The following is an 18258-nucleotide window of genomic DNA, read 5'->3' as shown; positions in this document are numbered from 1 at the left end:
GGCCGCCTTCGCGCCTTACAAGGTCAAGGCGCGGTCACGACCCTTGCGTCGGCATAGCCGCCCGCGCGGACCTTCGCCAGCGCTGCATCGGCTTGTCCACGATCCTTGTGCGGCCCGACGCGAACGCGCCACAGCTTGCCTGCGGGGGTGACCGCACCACTGGTTGCCTTCGCAGCCGCCTCGGCCCGCGCGCGGGTGGAGTAAGCGCCCACCTGCACATAGAGGCCCTTTGACGGAGCGGCGGCAGGCTCGGCCTTCGGCGCCGCTGGCTTGGGCGCTGTCTTTACTACCGGCGGTTCCACTTTGACCGGCGGTGTCTTGGTGGCAGCCTTGGGCTCGGGCTTGGGCAAGATCGGCTCAGCCGCAGCAGGTGTCGGAGCCGCTACGGGCACAATTCCCAGTTTCCGCTTCAAGGCTGACAGCAAGCCCGGCGGGGTATCCATGCGTGCCGGTGCTGGCGATCCCGCCCGCAACAATGCCCGCTCGGCCTCGGGCGGGTTCACGCGGCGGACGCGCACCGGCAGGCGCGATCCCGGTGTACCACCAAGTTGCGCCCACGCTCCGGCGGAAAGGGACACCAGATCATCACCAGACATCGGTCCGCGCTGGGTCAGGCGAACGAGAACCGTCCGGCCGGTCTCCAGCGAGGTGACTTCCACATAGCTCGGCAGCGGCAAGGTGCGATGAGCGCCGGTCACGCCTGCCGCATCTGTCGTCCCGGCGTAGCCGACCGAATCATAGTTCAGCGTGTCTGCAGGGGTATAGGTCACTCCGTTGACCACGAAGGGGGCTCCGAGGACCATCGGATAGTCCCCGGCGGGACCGGTTCCGCCAGCATCAACGGCCGAGGAAACCCGGGCATTTGCACCGCTGCAGCCGGCCAGAAGGAGCGTGGCGACAAGCGCTATTCGGCTAACGGGATATCTCATCTGCAAGAAGTCCTACGGACAGGGCGTAAAAGTTCGAGCAGTTGTAATCGAGGATAACCCTATAATTTCCGGTTAGCAGATAGGCCGTCCGCCCTCGCCCGTCGGGTTCGAGCAGGCTGGCCATGACATTGTCTGCCGGCCAGCGCCCCGACTGCGGGACGATGCCGAGCGCGCGCCACTCGGCCATGGTCTTCCACCCGGTGTGCCGGTCGAACACGCGCGGGCAGCGTGGGCTCTTCAGCGTGGTGCCAAGGCTTCCCCGGTCCAGCCCTTCGGGCACAGACACGGCCACACCCCAAGGCTGGCCCGGCCGCCATCCGGCATCGCGGAAATAGTTGGCAATCGAGGAAAGCGTATCGACCCGGCTGCCCCAGATGTCGGCCAGGCCATCGCCATCGCCATCCTGCGCCACGCGCAAATAGACCGATGGCAGGAACTGCGGATTGCCGAACGCCCCCGCCCAGCTGCCGACGAGCTTCGAGCGCGGCACGCCCCGGTCCACCATCTTCATCGCCGCGACGAATTCGTCGGCAAACAGTTCGCGCCGCCTCCCCTCATAGGCCAGCGTCGCCAGCGCGCGCGGCAGGTCGAAACTGCCGGTATAGCCGCCGTAGTCGGTCTCGTGCCCCCAGATAGCCAGCATGATCGGCCCCGGCACTCCGTACCGCTGCTCGATCGCGCCGATCTGCCCTCCGACCGCCGCGTACTGCCTCCGCCCTCGCGCAATGCGTGCGGCGTCGACGTGCTGGCGGCGATAAGGCTCGAAAGCCGGGATGGAACCCGATGACGAACCCGGCTGTGCCCGATCCAGCTGGATCACACGCTGGTTGAGAGTGAGGCCAGAAGTCATTGCCGCGATTGTCGATTCGCTGACGCCTTCGGCACGGCCGCGCGCGGCAAGAAGCTGGAGATAGCCCTGAAAGCCTGCTTCCTCCTCTGCCGACTGCCCGGCGGCGGGCCCTGCCGCGAGCAGCGCCAGTGCCGCCACGCCAATCGCCCGAAGGACCTTTGCATTCTTCAGAAACATCATGAAACCGATGTTGCACGTAACCACCGCGATGGGAATCCCCTTTGCGACCGACACCAAACCCGCTAACGGCGAGCCGAGCCTGCACCGCGCTTCACGCGCAGCGGGCGCGGACAGGTGGCCGAGTGGTTTAAGGCAGCGGTCTTGAAAACCGCCGTGGGTGGAAGCTCACCGTGGGTTCGAATCCCACCCTGTCCGCCAAAACTCCCAACAACAAGAAATCGTCAGCGTCAAAAATTAGTGCAAACTGGATAGATCTCGGTAGATTGCACCGAGTTGGAAACTTCGCGGGTTTTTGAGCATGCAAAGACACATCCGTTTAGTCAGCGTTTTTACAGCGCTCGCACTAACCGGCTGCAACAGCGCAGTTGAGAAGGCTGTCCGAGATCAATTGATCGATGGCGAATCTGCAGTTTTTAAAGAGGTGTCCACTTGCCCGAATGACACATCCATTTCCCATGGGCAGGTCAATGCAAAAAATCGAATGGGAGCTTTTGTCGGCTTTGAACCATTTTTTTATGATGGATCGATTGTGTCTTTTGCAAGTAGTGCCACATTCACCGCGGCGATGAACCGCTGTTACGGCAATGTAGCAGAAGAGGCTGCGGTAACTGTGCAAGAGGTCGCCGCCAATGGCAAAAGCGACGAGCTTGGCGCCGAGAGTGCTTGGATAACGAGTGAAGACAAGAACCCTGTCGATGACACGAAAACGGTAAGGGCAACTTTGCTGTCAGCGGATGGAAAGTCATCGATGGGCGACAGTGTATCGCTCACGATCCGATGCGAATCGAACAAAACCGAGCTTTTTGTGAACTGGGCTGATTATCTTGGTGACGATTCGAACGATGTATACGAGGACTGGAAAAACGTCACAGTCCGTGTTGGCGATACGCCGGCCAAAGTGGAGCGCTGGGATATCTCTACCGACAGCAAAGCAACCTTTGCGCCAGGCTCAATCGTCAAACTTATCAAAGACATGGCAGCTTCCAAGCGCCTAGTACTTAAAACGGTGCCCTACAATGAAAATCCGGTCACCGCCGTGTTCGATTTGACGGGTATTGAGAAGGCGGTTCAGCCGATCGCCAAAGAGTGTGGATGGTCACTTTAGGGCGTTTTCCGGCTTAATATTCGCTGATACAAAAAGACGCGGGCAGGTTTTTCCTGACCGCGTCTTTTTAGATGGGCTGTTACCGATGGTGATCCTCAAATGTGGATCGCGCGTCCGTAAGCCGCCAGCACGCTTTCATGCATCGATTCGCTGATCGTCGGGTGCGGGAAGACGGTGTGCATCAGTTCGGCTTCGGTCGTTTCCAGCGTCTTGCCCACGACGTAGCCCTGGATCATCTCGGTCACTTCCGCCCCGATCATGTGTGCGCCCAGCAACTCGCCGGTCTTGGCGTCGAACACGGTCTTCACGAAGCCTTCGGGCTCGCCCAGTGCGATGGCCTTGCCGTTGCCGATGAACGGGAAGGTGCCGACCTTGAGTTCGTAGCCCGCTTCCTTGGCCTTTGCCTCGGTCAGGCCGACGCTGGCAATCTGCGGGTGGCAGTAGGTGCAGCCGGGGATGTTGGCGCGGTCCATCGGGTGCGGGTGGACGTCCTTGTTGCCGAGTTCGGCAGCGATGGCTTCGGCGGCGATCACGCCTTCATGGCTCGCCTTGTGCGCCAGCCACGGTCCTGGCGTCACGTCGCCGATCGCCCACAGGCCCTTGACGTTGGTGCGGCCATAGCCGTCAATGGCGATGATGCCGCGTTCGGCCTTCACGCCCAGCCCTTCAAGGCCGATGTTCTCGGTGTTCGGCACGATGCCGACGGCAACGATGACATGGCTGTAGTCAGCCTCGGCAACCTTGCCATCCTTGCCCTTGATCTTCGCCTTCACGCCCGACGCCGAAACGGCAAGGCTTTCGACGCCAGCGCCGGTCATGATCTTCATGCCCTGCTTGGTCAGCGCCTTTTCGAGGAAGGCCGAGACGTCGGCGTCTTCCACCGGAACGACACGGTCCATCATCTCGACGACCGTAACTTCGGCGCCCATGTCGTTGTAGAAGCTGGCGAATTCGATGCCGATTGCGCCCGAGCCTATGACCAGCAGCTTGGTCGGCATCTGCTTGGGTGTCATCGCGTGGCGATAGGTCCACACGCGCTCGCCATCGGCCTTGGCGAACGGCAGATCGCGCGCGCGGGCACCGGTTGCGACGATGACGTGCTTGGCCGAGATCGTCTCGGTGCCCTTGTCGCCGGTCACTTCAACCGAAGTTGCCGACATTAGCACGCCATTGCCCATGTGCACGGTGATCTTGTTCTTCTTCATCAGGTGCGTGACGCCCTGATTGAGCTGCTTGGCCACGCCGCGCGAACGCTTGACCACCGCATCGAGATCGGCGCGGATGTTGTCAGCGGCGAGGCCATAGGCAGCCGCGTGCTTCATGTGGTTCAGCACTTCGGCCGAGCGCAGCAGCGCCTTGGTCGGGATGCAGCCCCAGTTGAGGCAGATGCCGCCAAGGTTTTCGCGCTCGACAATCGCGGTCTTCAGGCCAAGCTGCGCGCAGCGGATCGCCGCGACATAGCCGCCGGGGCCCGATCCGAGGACGATGACGTCGTATTGGTCAGCCACGCAAATGCTCCTGTCAGTCTGTCTGCGGCAAGGGCCGCGGTTTGCGTTCGTCGTCTATCGCGACGAAGAAGAATCGTGCCTGCGTCACCTTCTGGCGATCCTCGCCGGTACGGGCGCGGCGCCAGGTTTCGACATCGATCGTCATCGAGGTGCGCCCGGCCTTGGACAAGTGCGCATAGACCGAGACCTCGTCACCCACATGGACCGGATGATGAAAGGTCATGCCTTCGACAGCAATCGTCGCAGCGCGGCCCTTGGCCCGGCGCGCCGCAACGATCCCTGCTGCCATGTCCATCTGCGCCATCAACCATCCGCCAAAGATATCGCCCGCCGGGTTCGCATCTGCTGGCATCGCCGTGATGCGGATGGCCGGTTCGCCTTGTGGTAGCGGATCGGCCATCGTTGCACCCCTGCGACTTGTTTCAGGCGGTCTTGATCAGGCGACCAGACCCAGCGGGTTCTCGATGAGGTTCTTGAACGCCTGCATCAGTTCGGCACCGTCGGCGCCATCGATGGCACGGTGGTCGAAGCTGCCGGTGGCCGACATGACCGTGGCGATGCCAAGCGCACCATCGATCACATAGGGGCGCTGCTCGCCCGCACCGACCGCCATGATCATCGCTTGCGGCGGGTTGATCACGGCATCGAAGCTCTTGATCCCGAACATGCCGAGGTTGGAAAGCGAGGCCGTGCCGCCCTGATACTCGTGCGGCTGCAGCTTGCCTTCGCGAGCCTTGTTCGCCAGTGCCTTCATCTCCGTGGCGATGGCCGAGACCGACTTGTTGCCGGCGTCGACGATGATCGGCGTGATCAGGCCCGAAGGCGCCGCAACGGCGACCGAGATATCGGCACGCTTGAAGCTGCGCAGTTCGTCGCCCGCGAAGCTGACGTTGCACTTGGGCACCTGCACCAGCGCCTTGGCCAGCGCCTTGATGATCAGGTCATTGACCGAAAGCTTCACGCCCTGCGCCTCGAGCGCCTTGTTGAGCTGGCCGCGCAGCTTGAGCAGGGCATCGAGCTGGATGTCGACCGTCAGGTAGATGTGCGGGATCGTCTGCTTCGCCTCGGTCAGGCGGCGGGCGATGGTCTTGCGCACATTGTTGAGCTTGGTGGCTTCGTACGGGATGCCGAAGTCGGGAACCGCAACCGGTGCAGGAGCGGCGGCTGGTGCAGGGGCTGCAGCGGCAGGAGCCGAAGCCACGGCTGCGGCAGCGGCGGGCTTCGCACCCTCAACGTCGGCCCGCACAATGCGGCCGTTCGGACCGGAACCGGCCACACCGGCAAGATCGATGCCCTTGTCGGCAGCAATGCGCTTGGCGAGCGGGCTGGCGATCACGCGATCACCCTTGGGAGCGGGCGCTGCTGCGGCGACCGGCGCGGGAGTGGGCGCCGCTGCCGGCGCTGGTGCCGCCTTCGGCGCAGGAGCAGGCTCTGCCGCCTTGGCTGCAGGAGCGGGCGCGCTGGCGTCTTCATCTTCACCGGCGATCATCGCGATCACGGTGCCGACCTTCACGCCCTCCGAACCCTCGGCCACGTCGATCGAGACGATCGTGCCTTCGTCCACGGCTTCGAATTCCATTGTCGCCTTGTCGGTCTCGATCTCGGCCATGATGTCGCCCGAGGAAACCTTGTCGCCCACCTTCACCAGCCACTTGGAGAGCGTCCCCTCTTCCATTGTCGGCGAGAGAGCGGGCATCTTGATGGCGATGGGCATGGGCGTGTTTTCCGTGTCCTGATGGCAAGAAAGCAAAGGGGTCGTAGCGGAAACCACCCCTGCATCTTTTGTCAGGCCCATTTCACCAGTCTGGCGCGTCGGGTCAAGTGGCTTGCCGCTTGCGCCGCATACGAATTTGCCGATACGTGAGGGACGAGAGGACGAACCGCCATGTCGCAGCGCATCTACCTGGTCATCATGGACGAGACCGACGAGGCCAAGGGCGCATTGCGCTTTGCCGCGAGGCGCGCGGTTCGCACCGACGGCGCGGTCCACATCCTCGCCCTTGTCCCGCAACAGCAGTTCGTCGCCTTCGGCGGCGTGCAGGCGACGATCGAGGAAGAGGCGCGCGACCGGGCCGAGGTTCTGGCGATGACCGCGGCGGGCAGCCTCGCCAGCGAATCCGGCCTCGCTCCCCAGATCTCGGTGCGCATGGGTGACGGGCCCAAGGTGGTGCGTGAATACCTGGGCGAGCACCCGGAGGTTTCGGCGCTGGTTCTGGGCGCAGCCGGGGGCAGCAATCCCGGCCCGCTGGTAACTCACTTCGCCGGAACCGCAGGGCAGCTCCCCTGCCCGCTGATGATCGTGCCGGGCGCGATCTCCGACGAGAAGATCGACCGCTTCAGCTGATCACTTGCGCTTGCCCTTGCCCTGATGGCGGATGTTGGAAGGCCGCCCGCGCTTGCCCGCAATGTAGTTGCCCTGCCGCCTGGGCTTGTGCTCCATCTTGCCGCCGCGCCGCTCGATCCGCTGCACGCCCTCGGCCACATCCACCGGCTCGAACTTGAGCGCCCCGGTCAGCGGATTGGCCTCGGCCAGCCGCAGCTTGAGGATCTGGCCCATGGCGAATTCCTCGCCGCTCAGCTCCCCGATAAGGCGCTGCGCCTTCTCATCGTAGTTGAAGCGTTCGGCCCCAAGCGTGGACACAGGCACCAGCCCGTCCCCGCCCAGCCCGATGATCGTGGCGAAGAGGCCGAACTTCTGCACGCCGGTGATGCGCGTGTCGAACACCTCGCCGACCTTGCCCGAGAGCCACGCCGCAACATAGCGGTCGATGGTATCGCGCTCGGCGTCCATCGCGCGGCGCTCGGCATTGCTGATGGCTTCGGAAACCCGCGCCAGATCGCCGCGGTCGCGATCCGACAGGCCTGACGTCGGCGGCAGATCGGCCTTGGGCCGCGGCTGCTCCAGCCCGTAGGCATCGACCAGCGCGCGATGGACCAGCAAGTCCGAATAGCGGCGAATCGGCGAAGTGAAGTGGGCATAGGACCCCAGCGACAATCCGAAGTGCCCGGCATTGCGCGGCCCGTAATAGGCCTGCGTCTGGCTGCGCAGCACCGCCTCCATGATCAGCGCCTTTTCCGCCTCGTCGGCGATGTCCTTGAGCATGCGGTTGAACAGCGAAGGCGTGATCACCTGCCCCAGCGACAGCTTCCGATCAAACGTCGCCAGATAGTCCTTCAGCGCCACCAGCTTCTCGCGGCTCGGCGGTTCGTGGATACGATAGACCACCGGAGCAACCTTGGCCTCGAGCGCCTTGGCCGCAGCAACGTTCGCCGCAATCATGAAGTCCTCGACCACGCGGTGCGCATCGAGCCGCTCACGGATGGCGATCTCGGCAATCTTGCCTTGCTCGTCCAGCACCACCCGGCGCTCGGGCAGTTCTAGGTTCAGCGGATCACGTGCGTTCCGCGCCTTCTCCAGCAAGCGCCAGGCGTCCCACAGGTTGACGAGGTGCGCCTCGGCTTCGCCTGAATCGATGCGCCGCTGCGCCTCCTCGTAAGCGATGACTTCGGCGATCCGCACGATCGCGCGGGTAAAGCGCCAGTCCTTGATCCGCCCCTCGCTGTCGATCGACATGTGGCAGGCCATCGCCGCACGGTCCGCACCCGATTTCAGCGAACAGACATCTGCCGACAGCACCTCCGGCAACATCGGTACGACGCGGTCAGGGAAATAGACCGAATTGCCGCGCTTGCGCGCCTCCCGGTCGGTCTGCCCGCCGGGACGCACGTAGAAGCTGACATCGGCAATCGCGACGACCGCATTGAACCCGCCCTGCCCGTCGGGCTCGGCCCAGATCGCATCGTCGTGATCGCGCGCATCGGCCGGGTCGATCGCGACGATGGGCAGGTGCCGCAGGTCCTCGCGCTTGTCTTCGCTGAGCGGCAGCTTTGCTGCTTCCTCGGCCTCGCGGATCGCGGCATCGGGGAAGACGAAGGGAATGCCATGCTTGTGGATCGCGATCAGGCTGAACGCGCGTGGTGCGAGGGGATCGCCCAGCACCGCCACAACCTTCATGCCCGAGCGCGGCGAACGGCCTGCCGGCTCGGCCAGCACCAGTTGACCCACCTCGGCGCCACCAAGATCGGAGATCGGCACGGCATTGCGCACGCGCTTGTCGACCGGCGCCAGCCAGCCCTTGCCCGCGCCGTCCAGTTCGACAACGCCCATCAGCTGCTCTTCGCCGCCCTGGAGCTTCTTCATCGGATGGGCGAGCCAGCCCTTCCCCGCTTCCTCGGTGCGCGCCAGAATGCGATCACCCACCCGCAGCGCCGGGCCGCGCTCCCTTGCCTTGCCGCGCGGCTCAACCACGCGCAGGCGCGGCGGCGGACTGGCGTCTTCCGGATGCCAGCTATCCGGAATCGCCACCGGCTCGCCTTCGTCGATCTCGACAATGCGCAGCACCGTCACCTTGGGCACGCCGCCCATGGCGTGGAACGCGCTGCGGTTGCCGTCGATCAGGCCTTCCTCGGCCATGTCCCTGAGCAGCGCCTTGAGCGCGATCTTCTCGGTGCCCTTCAGGCCGAAAGCCTTGGCAATCTCGCGCTTGCCCGCAGGCTCGTCAGACTGAGCAATGAAATCGAGCACCTGCTGGCGCGTCGGGAGCCCTTGCGGAAACTTGTTCTTGGCCATTGGCGGCATGTGGTCGCTATGCCCCCGGATGGCAAGCGGTTAAGACTTGGGAAGCGGGCCGAACTGACCGCCCGGAACAGCCGAGGCGATCGGGCTTTCACTGCCATCGGCCGCCACCGCACTTACGCCGAACAGCCAGTCGTCGGCGCGAACGCCCGGCAGGCTGGCTTTGGTCTCATCGGTTTCAAGCAGCCGTGTCTCCCACATCGGCGCATCGGTACGGCGTTGCCACAGGACATAGCGCGTCGCCCCCGGCACCGCCTGCCATTCCACATCCGTGCTCGGTTGCACCGCGCCTTTGACCACCGGCGCAGGCGGCATCGGCGTCCGTGCCAGCCTGGCCAAAGCACGCACGTTCAGTCGCGTCACCTTGGCGAGATAGGGAAAGTCCATCTCGTCCACCGTATCGCCGAACTTCACGCCGCCCTCGGTTCGCAGGTCCTGATGCTGATGCTCATAGTCCTCTACCGCCACGGTGAAGCGGATCGCGGGATAGCCCTTGTCCGAGAACGGCAACTGGTCCCCGCCCCGGCCGAGCCGGTCCGCCCGCCAGATCTGCCGCACGGCAAGCCCCGCGCCATCCTTCTCCGCCAGCTTGGCAACCCAGCGCGAGATATTGCGCGATGGACTGTCATTTTCCCCGCCATAGCGCCGCATCTGCGCGCGCAGGGCATCGGTCGCATCGGCACGCGGCCCTTCGGAGAGGACGCGAACGTGCGCATCGTCCTTGTAGCCGTCCGACCCGCGCGAGCCCCCGACGATATCGTTGTTGAGCACGGCCTTCACGGTCCAGCCCTGCTGTGTGGCATAGTCGGCGAGCAACTTGCCGCCCAAAAGCCCCTGTTCTTCACCGGAAAGCGCGGCATAGACGATCGTGCCCGCGAACTTCTCCTTCGAAAGCACCCGCGCCGCTTCCAGCACCAGTGCCGTGCCCGAACCGTCGTCGTTCGCTCCCGGCGCGTCCTTCACCGCGTCGAGAACATCGGACACGCGGCTGTCGATATGCCCCTGCACGATGACGACCTCGTTCGGTCGTTCGGTCCCGCGCTGGATGGCGACCACGTCGACGAGCCGCGTCGGCAAAGGCACCCGATCGCCGCTCACCACCGTCTCCGGCAGCACGATCTCAAGGCAACCGCCGCAAGCAGCCCCCGTCTTGCGAAACTCCGCCTCCGCCCATTTCCGCGCCGCGCCGATCCCCCGCTTCGGGTCGGTCTGCGAAGAGAGCGTATGGCGGGTACCGAAGCTGACAAGCTTTTCAACGTCGGCACGAAGCCGGGCCTCGGAAATGGCATTCTCAGGCGCAGCAACAGCCGCAGTAGAGGCCACGAGCGGGATCAGGAACAGCGCTTGTCTCATAACCGCAGAGACTAGCGTCCACGAAGCCCGCGCCAAGGGCTCCTGTCAAAAAGGGTGGCAGTTTCCCGCCACCCCCTTAGGGTCAGGACCTATTACTCACGCCTTCGAGGTTTGGGCCATTTTGGTCAAATCCCGAAGGGACGCCGGAATGGCTTCCATCTCGAACGGAAATCCGCTTGGAAAGGCAACGAGCCTTCCCGGCGCGCATTTCCGCCCGATATGTTCGCCATTCCGGCGCCTCGAAGGCGTGAGTAATAGGTCCTGACCCTAGCTCAATATGCCCGCGCGATCAGGATCTTCTCGACCGCCGGCTCGCCCGTGAATGGGCAGGTGCCATCCGGCTTGCCTGCATCCAGCGGTGTGTTGCGGATCGTGAGTTTCAGCGCCTTCAACTGCTCGACCACCTTGTCCAAGGCCTCGCCGGTAGGCTTGCTCCAGCCCATCTCGACCCAGCCGGGGTACTTGTTGCCCTCGGCGAAGAATGCCTTGAGGCCATCGAGATCGGTCACGTCACGGACGATCTGCGCATCCCGGCGCTCGCGGGCCTCCTCATAGAGCGAGGTCTGGATCGCCTCGAGTTCCGCTGCAGCCGAAGCGATGAAGTCGTCCTTGGCCTGCCCGACGAAGTTGGGCTTGGCGTCCTCGCGCCACAGCTGGTCACGGCGCAGCGCCGAAACCATGCCACCTTCGGCATCGCGCCCGCCAATCTCGAGGATCAGCGGCACGCCGCGCTTGACCCACGCCCAGCGCTTCTGCGTGGCCTTGCCCGGACGCTTGTCGAGCAGCACGCGCACGCGTTCACCGAAAGCGCTCTGCTTGGCCAGCGCCTTGCGGATATCCTCGCAATAGGCGAGCAGCGCCTCGTCACCATCGTTGTCGCGCAACATGGGCAGGATCACGATCTGCTGCGGCGCGATCTGCGGCGGGACGCGCAAGCCGTCGTCGTCACCATGCGTCATGATCACGCCACCGATCAGGCGCGTCGAGACGCCCCACGAGGTGGTGTGCGCCAGCGCCTGCTGGCCTTCCTTGTCCTGATAGCGGATGCCTGCCGCCTGCGCGAACGTCGTGCCAAGGTAATGCGAGGTGCCGGCCTGAAGCGCCTTGCCATCCTGCATCATCGCCTCGATCGAGAAGGTCTCTACCGCGCCGGGGAAGCGCTCGTTCTCGGGCTTCGGGCCTGCGATCACCGGCATGGCGAGCGGACCTTCTGCGAACGTGCGATACATCTCGAGCGCGCGCAGCGTCTCCTTCATCGCGTCCGCTTCGTCAGCGTGCGCGGTGTGGCCTTCCTGCCAGAGGAACTCGCTGGTGCGCAGGAACATGCGCGTGCGCATTTCCCAGCGCACGACGTTGGCCCACTGGTTTACCATCAACGGCAGGTCGCGCCACGACTGCACCCAGCGCGCCATTGCCGCACCGATCACGGTTTCGGACGTCGGACGCACGACCAGCGACTCTTCCAGCTTGGCCTCGGGGTCCGGCACCAGTCCGCCCTTGCCGTCGCCGATCAGGCGATGATGGGTGACAACCGCCATTTCCTTGGCAAAGCCTTCGACGTGCTCGGCTTCCTTGGCGAAGTAGGACAGCGGGATGAACAGCGGGAAGTAGCAGTTCTCGACGCCGGCTTCCTTGATCTCGGCGTCCATGAGCTTCTGGATGCGTTCCCAGATGCCATATCCCCATGGGCGGATCACCATGCAGCCGCGCACGCCGGATTCCTCGGCAAGCTCGGCCTCGGAAATCACGGCCTGATACCACTGGGCGAAGTCGTCGGCGCGCTTGACGTTGAGCGCGTGCTTGATTGCGGGCTTGTTCATGGGGTTGCGCGTTAAAGCGCAAAAACGCTTCCCGCAATGCCGTCAGGAGCATTGCGGGAAGGAAATCCGCTTACTTGGAAAGCTGGTCGAGCTTCTTCTGCATCTCGGCCATCTGCTTGCGCAGGCCGTCGAGATCGTCGGTCTCGGCGGCAGGAGCAGCCTCGTCCTTGGCCGCCGCGCCGGGAACAAAGGCAGCGGCAGCGGCCTTGAACATTTCCATGTTGCGCTGGGCAATCTGGGCGAGCGGGTTGGCACCGATGCTTTCCTCGATCGCCTTGCGCATTTTGGCCTGGTTCTCGCGGAAGTGTTCCATCGATGCTTCAAGATAGCCCGGCAGGAACGCCTGCATCGAGTTGCCGTACATCGAGATCAGCTGGCGCAGGAAGTTGGTGGGCAGCATCTGCTCGCCCGCCGATTCTTCTTCCATGATGATCTGCGTGAGGATCGCGTGCGTAAGATCAGCACCCGTCTTCGCGTCGATCACCTGAAAATCGACATTGTCCTTAACCATCTGTGCGAGATGGTCGAGCGTGATGTAGCTGGAAGTGCTGGTATTGTAGAGGCGACGGTTTGCGTACTTCTTGATTATAACCGTGCCGCCCGATTTAGATTCACTGGCCATGGCGATGGGCCCCCCGATGCGACTTTTCGCCTTTTAGCATGTGCAGCATGTGCGGCGCAACAAAACTTAACGACCGCGTTCATAAACCAGTCTAGCGCCCAAATCTCTGGCCCATCAACGTCAGAAGTTCATACTGCGAAAGGCCGCTGGCCGCTGCTGCACACGGCAGGTCGTAGTCTGCCGTTAACCATTCGCCTTCCCCGCAATCGGGCATTTCGCCAAGATCGACGATGGTCAGGTCCATCGAGACTCGCCCGAGGACCGGCGCCTTGCGCCCTTGCCACCGGAAGCTTCCGATGCCGGACCAGCAGCGCAGGTAGCCATCGGCGTAGCCCAGCGAAAGCACTCCGACTCGCATGTCTCCGGCGGCGGTGAAGAGCGCATTGTACCCCACCTTGTCGCCAGCCTTGAGCTTGCGCACCTGCAGCAGCACAGCTTCTGGATGAACGACCTGCCGGATCTGCCCGGCCAGCTCTGCCCGGGCAATTCCACCATAGAGCGCAAGGCCGGGACGGGTCAGGTCAGCATGATAGGCGCTACCCAGCGCAATCCCGGCACTGTTGGCAAGGCTGTAGCGCCGTGCTCTCACAGCGCCCTGCACCGAGACGAACGCCCTGCGCTGCGCCTCGTTCTGGCTGACGTCCTCGTCTGCCGAGGCAAGGTGGCTGAGGCAGATGTCGATCTCGAGCGCGGCGATCGCCGGGTCGCCGAGGTCCTCGAGCGAAACGCCGAGGCGATTCATCCCGGTATCGACCATCAGGTGACACGTCCCGCCCCCGCCCGCGCTCCATGCCCTCGCCTGAGCCACGCTGTTGATGACCGGCCACACGCCCGTCGCCCGGGCATAGGCCACCTCCTCGGCTGAAGCCGGACCATGCAGGACGGCGATGGACTCGGGCGCAACATGCGGGAGCAGCGCGGGAACTTCGCGCCAGTGGGCAACGAAGAACATCCGGCACCCCGCCGCCGCCAGCACCGGCACCACCCGAGCGGCGCCCACGCCGTAGGCATCTGCCTTCACCGCAGCGCCCGCAGCCGCCTTGCCCGACAGAAGATCAAGCGCGCGCCAGTTTGCGGCAAGCGCTTCGGCATCGAAGCCCAGACGGAGGGTCGGCGGAGGCAGGGGCGAGGAAGAGATGTCAGTCGTCCGTGAAATCGGCGGGCAGCCCGGGCTTCAGGCCCCAAAGCGAGACGAGAAATGCCACAAGAACAATGACCCAGGTGTACCAGAGGCCGGAATAGGGATCGCCGGTCCGGGCGACGATGTAGCTGGAAATCAGCGGTAGGAAACCCCCGAAATACCCGGTGCCAAGGTGATAGGGGATCGACATCGAGCTGTAGCGGATGCGCGGCGGGAACATCTCGGACAACAGCGCGGCGACCGGCCCGTAGGTCGCGCCCGACATTGCCATGAGCAGGAGAAGTCCGACGAGGATAAGTGCAAGGCGCGCTGGCGACGGTTTCACCTTGGCGAAATCATAGCCATGGACGGTGAGCTCCGACTGGAGCGCCTTGGCCCGCACTGCGGCCTTCTCGGTCCATGGATAGTTCGCGAGAGTTAGCTGTTCGCCCCCGACAGTTGCGGTGAAGTTGCCCGTCTGCCTCAGAGAGTAGGAAATGCCCGACGCGGACAGATCCGAGAGCAGTTTGCCGCAGTTGCTGGACTGTTCGCCCTTGAACGGGCTGTAATCGCAGTCCGCGCCGGAAACCACCACCGGGTTCCGTTCGGCTGCGGCAGCAAGTTCCGGGTTGGCAGCGGAGCCGAGCAGCCAGAAGGTCGGGAACAGCAGCAGCAGGGTCACGGCATAGCCGATCACGATGGGCTTCTTGCGGCCGATACGGTCCGATAAAGCTCCTGAAATCAGATAGAACAGCATGCCGATCGCGCCGCCAATGCCAACGATGATCTCGGCCCAGGTGTCGTCCAGGCGCATGGCGGACTTGAGGAATGCGAGGCTCGAGAACATCGCGGTATACCAGATCACGGTCAAACCGGCCGCGATACCGAACAGCGCAATGAAGATACGGCGCTTGTTGCCGGGGTAAGTGAAGCTTTCGACGAAGGGATTGCCGGCAAGCTCGCCCTGCTCCTTCATCGCCTTGAAAACCGGGCTTTCCGAAAGCTTCAGGCGCATCCACAGCGACACCGCGAGCAGTGCAAGGCTCACCAGGAACGGGACGCGCCAGCCCCACGAATTCCACACCGCCTCGCTCATCAGACCCTTGCTGGTCAGCACCACGACCAGGCTGAGCACGAACCCGCCCACAACGCTCGCCTGGATATAGCTGGTGTAGTAGCCGCGCCGTCCACCCGGTGCATGCTCGGCAACGTAAACCGCCGCGCCACCGTATTCACCACCAAGCGCAAGTCCTTGAAGAACCCGCAGGAAAATGACGATGGCGGGAGCGGCAAGGCCGATGCTGTCAGCCGAGGGGATCAGGCCGACGCCCGCGGTCGCGATGCCCATCAGGGTTACCGTGACCAGGAACGTGTACTTGCGCCCCAGCCTGTCGCCCAGAAAGCCGAAGAGAACTGCGCCCAAGGGACGGAAGCCGAAACCGACGGCAAAGCCAGCCCACACCAGCAACAGTTGCAGCGTGGCATTGTCTGACGGGAAGAAGGTCTTGCCGATGATCGCAGCGAGCGTGCCGTAGATGAAAAAATCGTACCATTCGAACACGGTGCCGGCCGAACTTGCGGCAATGACAAGCCTGATGTCGGACGCGCTCGGCTCCGGGGCAGTCCCGTGGTTGGTTTCAGCTGGCACTCGAATTCCCCCGCGTCATTTTCTTTCGTCCGACGCTCTAGCGAAGCGAGGTTGCCCGGGGCAAGCCCTGCAATCGGTCAGGAAGCGGCAGGTTCGGCAAGCGCAGAGAGCGCGGCATCCCAGGCCAGCAGGATTGCAGCATGACGGGCAGGATAGGCCAGCGCAGGGCTGAGCACTTCGATGTCCGGCCAGTCTGGCGTGGGGCCAGCGCCGGACAGCCACTCCGCGATTGCAGTCCGTGCCAGCGCGATCTCCCGACTGTGACGTCCGATGGCATTGGCGACAAAGACCGCTGCCGCAGCCTGCCCGACCGCGCAAGCGTGGGGGCGAACGCCCACCGCCGCAATGCGCTCGGTCTGGTCCGTTTCGATCGAAAGCTCGATCGCGCTGCCACAGCTTCGCGAACGTGCTGACCCATGGAGCGGCGCTTCGCCCGACCACGGGTACTTGGCAAGCTCCATCGCTTTCGCCAGAATTTCAGCCGTATAGAGGCCGCGTGCGGACACGTTAATCGCCCAGGAGCTGCTTGCGAGCCTTGCGCTTGGCCACTTCGCGAGCCTGATCGGCCGCAGCCTCGCGCCGCTCAGAGATGAGAGTCAGCAGTTCCTCGCTCGCGGCATTGAGGAAGGGGTAGGCCCGCGATTCGACAATCCACTGCGGCCGCCCATCCTCACCCCAGACGAGATCGTAGGCAAAGACCACAAGGGAGTACCCCAGAACGACGATGATGAAGCCCTTCACCGCGCCGAAACCGAAGCCGAGCACGCGGTCAATCGGGCCGATTGCCGAACCCCTGCTGGCCGAGCCCATGCGCCGGGCGATCATTCGTGTGGCGATATAGGGGATCAGCAGCAGCAGGAAGAAGGCCAGAACCCCTGCCCCGGTCTCGGTCGGCAAGTGGCCGGCCAGCCACAGCGTCAACGGAGCGTGGAAGTAATGCACCGCCAGCAGCGCAAGGCACCACGAAGCGAGCGAAAGGACTTCCTCGATAAAGCCACGCATGAAGCCGCCGACGGCTCCGATGCCAAGGAAGATGAGGACGACGTAATCAAGACCGGTCATTGCCTGCGGGAACCTATGAGCCGCCCATTATGCGGTCAATGAGATTTGGCAGCAGCTTGAGCGGGGAATAGCGCAGGCCATCGACCTTCTCGGCTCCGGCCTCAGGCCCGCAACCGAGGCGGAAACCCAGCTTTGCCGCCTCGCGCAGCCGGACAGGCGTGTGCGCCACCGGCCGGACTTCCCCTGCCAGAGACACCTCACCGAACCAGATGGAGGCCTGGGGCAGCGGTCGGTCAGACAGGGCGGAGATCAGCGCGGCGGCTACGGCAAGGTCGGCCGCAGGGTCGGTCAGGCGGTAGCCACCGGCGACATTCAGATAGACTTCCGCCGTGGAGAAACTGAGCCCGCAGCGTGCTTCCAAGACGGCAAGCAGCATGGCGAGGCGCCCGCTGTCCCATCCGACCACGGCGCGGCGGGGCGTGGCTCCACTGGCGAGACGGACGGTGAGCGCCTGAATTTCGACCAGCACCGGTCGCGTTCCTTCGAGCGCCGGAAACACGGCACTTCCCGCAACCTGATCCTCGCGCCCCGAGAGGAAGAGCATCGATGGATTGCCGACTTCCTCGAGCCCCGCCCCGGCCATGGCGAAGACGCCGATCTCGTCCACGGCGCCGAAGCGGTTCTTGATTGCGCGCAGGATGCGGTACTGGTGGCTGCGCTCTCCCTCGAAGCTCATCACCACGTCGACCATGTGTTCGAGCACGCGGGGCCCGGCAATCGAGCCGTCCTTCGTGACATGGCCGACCAGAACGAGCGAGACGCCGTTTTCCTTGGCATAACGGATCAGCTCGAACGCGCAGCCGCGGACCTGGCTCACGGTGCCGGGCGCGCCTTCGATCTGATCGGAATGCATGGTCTGGATCGAGTCGATGACCAGCAGCGACGGCGGATTCATCGAACCGAGCGTAGTCAGGATATCGCGCACCGAGGTGGTAGACGCCAACTGGATCGGCGCCTTGCCAAGCCCGAGGCGATCCGCCCTGAGGCGTATCTGGTCCGAGGCTTCCTCACCGCTGATATAGACGGCATCTCCGCCAGTCGATGCAACCTTGGCCGCTGCCTGCAGCAGCAAGGTGGACTTGCCGATGCCGGGATCGCCGCCCATCAGCACGGCACATCCCGGAACAAGCCCGCCCCCAAGTGCGCGGTCAAACTCTGCGATTCCCGTCGAACGGCGGACGGGAAGCGCTACCGGCGCATCCAGCGGCACGAAAGCCACGCGTCGTCCGCCACTGGAGAGATCATGCTTGGCCGAGAAGATCGTTTCGGGCGCTTCCTCGGCCAGCGTGTTCCATTCGCTGCAATCGGCGCATTGGCCCTGCCAGCGGGTGGTGACGCTGCCACAGGCCTGGCAGACGAAGCGACGTTTGGGTTTGGCCATGGCTTGCGATTATCAGAACATAGATGGAACGCAAGCCGCTTCCC

Annotated in this window: 16 protein-coding genes and 1 tRNA gene; 3 read left to right on the top strand and 14 right to left on the bottom strand. The window is 63.9% G+C overall.

All coding sequences use genetic code 11. The features are described from left to right. Positions 1-23: 23 nt before the first annotated feature. Together I2488_RS03465 and I2488_RS03460 are read right to left on the bottom strand one after the other, a co-directional pair. A complete protein-coding gene (locus tag I2488_RS03465) occupies positions 24-803 on the bottom strand; it encodes an SPOR domain-containing protein (protein ID WP_246465461.1) in 780 nt (259 codons plus the stop codon). Positions 804-912: 109 nt separating this feature from the next. Further along, entirely contained in the window at positions 913-1959 is a 1047-nt protein-coding gene (locus I2488_RS03460) for a lytic murein transglycosylase (RefSeq protein WP_246465460.1), read from the bottom strand. Positions 1960-2067: 108 nt separating this feature from the next. Between I2488_RS03460 and I2488_RS03455 the strand changes: the two genes are divergently transcribed. Further along, positions 2068-2157 (top strand) — tRNA-Ser (locus I2488_RS03455). Between the two features lie 100 nt (positions 2158-2257). Next, positions 2258-3064: a type VI secretion system-associated protein TagO gene (locus I2488_RS03450; RefSeq protein ID WP_196274421.1), complete on the top strand. Its 807-nt coding sequence runs from the start codon at positions 2258-2260 to the stop codon at positions 3062-3064. Between the two features lie 95 nt (positions 3065-3159). Here the strand turns inward: I2488_RS03450 and lpdA are convergent, their stop codons facing one another. From lpdA to I2488_RS03435, 3 genes are read right to left on the bottom strand one after another with little or no spacing between them, the layout of a single operon-like run. After that, complete coding sequence (lpdA, locus tag I2488_RS03445) at positions 3160-4572, bottom strand: dihydrolipoyl dehydrogenase (RefSeq protein WP_196274420.1); 1413 nt, start codon at positions 4570-4572, stop codon at positions 3160-3162. A 13-nt stretch (positions 4573-4585) separates the two neighbouring features. Further along, positions 4586-4972: an acyl-CoA thioesterase gene (locus tag I2488_RS03440; protein WP_196274419.1), complete on the bottom strand. Its 387-nt coding sequence runs from the start codon at positions 4970-4972 to the stop codon at positions 4586-4588. Positions 4973-5008: 36 nt separating this feature from the next. Then, a complete protein-coding gene (locus tag I2488_RS03435; protein ID WP_196274418.1) occupies positions 5009-6286 on the bottom strand; it encodes a pyruvate dehydrogenase complex dihydrolipoamide acetyltransferase in 1278 nt (425 codons plus the stop codon). A gap of 171 nt (positions 6287-6457) precedes the next feature. On the opposite strand from I2488_RS03435, the gene I2488_RS03430 reads away from it, so the two are divergent. Further along, complete coding sequence (locus tag I2488_RS03430) at positions 6458-6916, top strand: universal stress protein (protein ID WP_196274417.1); 459 nt, start codon at positions 6458-6460, stop codon at positions 6914-6916. Here the strand turns inward: I2488_RS03430 and I2488_RS03425 are convergent, their stop codons facing one another. The 9 genes from I2488_RS03425 to radA all read right to left on the bottom strand — a co-directional run bounded on the left by I2488_RS03425 (position 6917) and on the right by radA (position 18214). After that, positions 6917-9202: a ribonuclease R family protein gene (locus tag I2488_RS03425; protein ID WP_196274416.1), complete on the bottom strand. Its 2286-nt coding sequence runs from the start codon at positions 9200-9202 to the stop codon at positions 6917-6919. Positions 9203-9241: 39 nt separating this feature from the next. Beyond that, positions 9242-10561: a M20/M25/M40 family metallo-hydrolase gene (locus tag I2488_RS03420; protein ID WP_196274415.1), complete on the bottom strand. Its 1320-nt coding sequence runs from the start codon at positions 10559-10561 to the stop codon at positions 9242-9244. 272 nt (positions 10562-10833) lie between these two features. Then, entirely contained in the window at positions 10834-12381 is a 1548-nt protein-coding gene (proS, locus tag I2488_RS03415) for a proline--tRNA ligase (RefSeq protein WP_196274414.1), read from the bottom strand. Positions 12382-12451: 70 nt separating this feature from the next. Beyond that, positions 12452-13003: a polyhydroxyalkanoate synthesis repressor PhaR gene (gene phaR / locus I2488_RS03410; RefSeq protein WP_196274413.1), complete on the bottom strand. Its 552-nt coding sequence runs from the start codon at positions 13001-13003 to the stop codon at positions 12452-12454. A 91-nt stretch (positions 13004-13094) separates the two neighbouring features. Further along, positions 13095-14159, bottom strand: a complete 1065-nt coding sequence (gene alr, locus I2488_RS03405; protein WP_425492357.1) for an alanine racemase — start codon at positions 14157-14159, stop codon at positions 13095-13097. Next, on the bottom strand, positions 14143-15771 hold the full coding sequence (locus tag I2488_RS03400) for an MFS transporter (protein WP_196274412.1): 1629 nt from the start codon (positions 15769-15771) through the stop codon (positions 14143-14145). Before I2488_RS03400 ends, alr begins: the two co-directional genes overlap by 17 nt. Before the next feature lie 77 nt (positions 15772-15848). Beyond that, positions 15849-16277 (bottom strand): iron-sulfur cluster assembly scaffold protein, encoded by a 429-nt coding sequence (locus I2488_RS03395; protein ID WP_196274411.1) that lies wholly within the window; start codon positions 16275-16277, stop codon positions 15849-15851. 1 nt (position 16278) lies between these two features. Next, entirely contained in the window at positions 16279-16833 is a 555-nt protein-coding gene (locus I2488_RS03390; RefSeq protein ID WP_196274410.1) for a CvpA family protein, read from the bottom strand. A gap of 13 nt (positions 16834-16846) precedes the next feature. Next, positions 16847-18214, bottom strand: coding sequence for a DNA repair protein RadA (radA, locus tag I2488_RS03385; RefSeq protein WP_196274409.1), 1368 nt, complete (start codon positions 18212-18214; stop codon positions 16847-16849). Positions 18215-18258 lie beyond the last annotated feature (44 nt).

It is taken from the genome of Novosphingobium jiangmenense, from assembly GCF_015694345.1.
Taxonomy (GTDB): Bacteria; Pseudomonadota; Alphaproteobacteria; order Sphingomonadales; family Sphingomonadaceae; genus Novosphingobium; species Novosphingobium jiangmenense.
The sequence above is the reverse complement of the archived record's forward strand: the minus strand, read 5'-3'. Positions and strand labels throughout refer to the sequence as shown.